The organism is Escherichia sp. MOD1-EC7003, assembly GCF_002965065.1.
Lineage (GTDB): Bacteria > Pseudomonadota > Gammaproteobacteria > Enterobacterales > Enterobacteriaceae > Escherichia.
On the sequence record NZ_PTRE01000305.1, the window covers coordinates 1 to 1,775 of the forward strand.

The following is a 1,775-nucleotide window of genomic DNA, read 5'->3' on the forward strand; positions in this document are numbered from 1 at the left end:
AGCCTGAGCAATCATAGTCGAACTCCAGCCTTCGGAGGCCAGAAGAATGGCTTTAATACGATCTCTGACTCGCCCGTCACAACTGGAATCATGAAGGCGCTCAAGTTCAGCTTTTTGTTGGTCAGAGATGAATATTTTCATGGTGAGCAGCATGATCTCCTGTTGCTGAAAAATCAAGCACTTTCAATGATTACGGGTATATAGCCATGTATCTAAATACTCCAGGCCCAATATATTCCATCTATTGAAATTTATTTCATCATGTTTTCATTTCTGTTCCATTAGATAATGTCATTGCTTAATGGCGTTTCACCGAACGAGCAATTTTCTCAGCGATCTCAAACAACTCATCCTTACTCATTGGGGGCTTATCTTTCACCAGCCAGCTAGTCTGTGACACATAGAGTAATAATCCTGGCTTCTTATTTCTTACCTTCTTGTCACTTCTGATATAAGCCAGGTATCCATAATTAATATAATCATGGTATTCCGCATGTCCTTCCGTGTTGTATATAGGGAAATGATCATAGGTCGCCTTCACATAGGTTTCTATTCCCTCACGACCATCCATTTTAATACTCTGCCATTTGGGTGATAAAAACTCTTTTTTATTTGCTCCCATTAGAAAACTATGGGCCCACATCTTGATTACAGCATCCTTTATACTTCCTTCGTCAGTTTCTCCCTCTCCATGCAAAGGTGCCTGCCCTAAATCCTGAAAAAATATCGTCACATCTGGATGATCAATAAGTCGGTAAGTAACCCCCATTTCATGTGGCTCTTGTCCGGAATCTCCGCTAATAAAGCCATATGGCAGACAAAACCCCTGTTCCGACGGTACTTCATACAGATTGCGGGGGCGAAAATGTTTCATCAATGACTGTATGGCTGGTTCAACTATTTGTGATGCCTCGTCGGCAGTTAATATCTTATTCTCTAGTAACGGAATTATTTTCGGACGAAACACATATAACCGATTACCAATATTAAGGTGTAGTTCATAATACTTCGGCTTATTAATTGAAAAGGAGCTTCCGTACTGTTTTATTTTATATTCCGTCTTGCGTTTTATTTCACTTTCAGATATCATAACTGCTGGGTCTTTTTCTATTTGAGTCATCCAACGATGAACTTTGAAATTAATTACCTCCTCCAGTTTTTTTATATATTTAGATATGTCTATAGTCTCTTTGCTTTTTGTTGAAATAATTATACTATAGTTATCATAACGAAAAACAGAAAACTGAGCCTGCACAGAATCATCGGTTTCTAAACCATATCCGTAATCGTCACCAAATGTTATTATCGGCCAGAAGAATCCCTCAATCTCACTCTTCGGCCTTCTTTTTGTGTTAATTAAACCATCAATCGGATATAATGCCACCTCAAGATTTGATGGCATCTGCATCTTATAATATCCAACGCATTCTTCCCTCCATTCCTGCGGTGTTGCCTGGGCAGTTCCGGTGATGCAGATACACACTAATACTGTTTTTAGTTTCATACAGTTGCAACTCCAGTTGATGGGCAGGGCAAGATTACGAAAGCCCGCACCCCGAAAGGACTGAAGCCAGATAGTTTCTGTCCATGGCTGCTTTTCTCATCTTACGTCTTAACCCTGCCTTGAATACCTTATCATTCGTCAAAATATTAATAGCGATATGCCGTATCCCTGAAAATAATTCTGCTGCGTTTCCTCTTCTTATTTTGCTGTCGTCTTCATTCATTACCACGTCCAGACGCCAGTGCAGCTTATTCTCCACGTGCCAATGATT

2 protein-coding genes and 1 pseudogene are annotated in these 1,775 nt (G+C 39.9%); all 3 read right to left on the reverse strand.

Features of this window, described 5'->3' with window-relative positions:
* Positions 1 to 141, reverse strand: a pseudogene (locus A7090_RS25505) (IS630 family transposase); the annotation flags it as partial.
* 157 nt (positions 142 to 298) lie between these two features.
* Positions 299 to 1,504, reverse strand: coding sequence for a T6SS immunity protein Tli4 family protein (locus tag A7090_RS25510; RefSeq protein ID WP_105275900.1), 1,206 nt, complete (start codon positions 1,502 to 1,504; stop codon positions 299 to 301).
* Positions 1,505 to 1,538: 34 nt separating this feature from the next.
* Positions 1,539 to 1,775 (reverse strand): transposase (locus tag A7090_RS25515; RefSeq protein ID WP_198599623.1); only part of this gene is annotated, 237 nt, incomplete at its 5' end.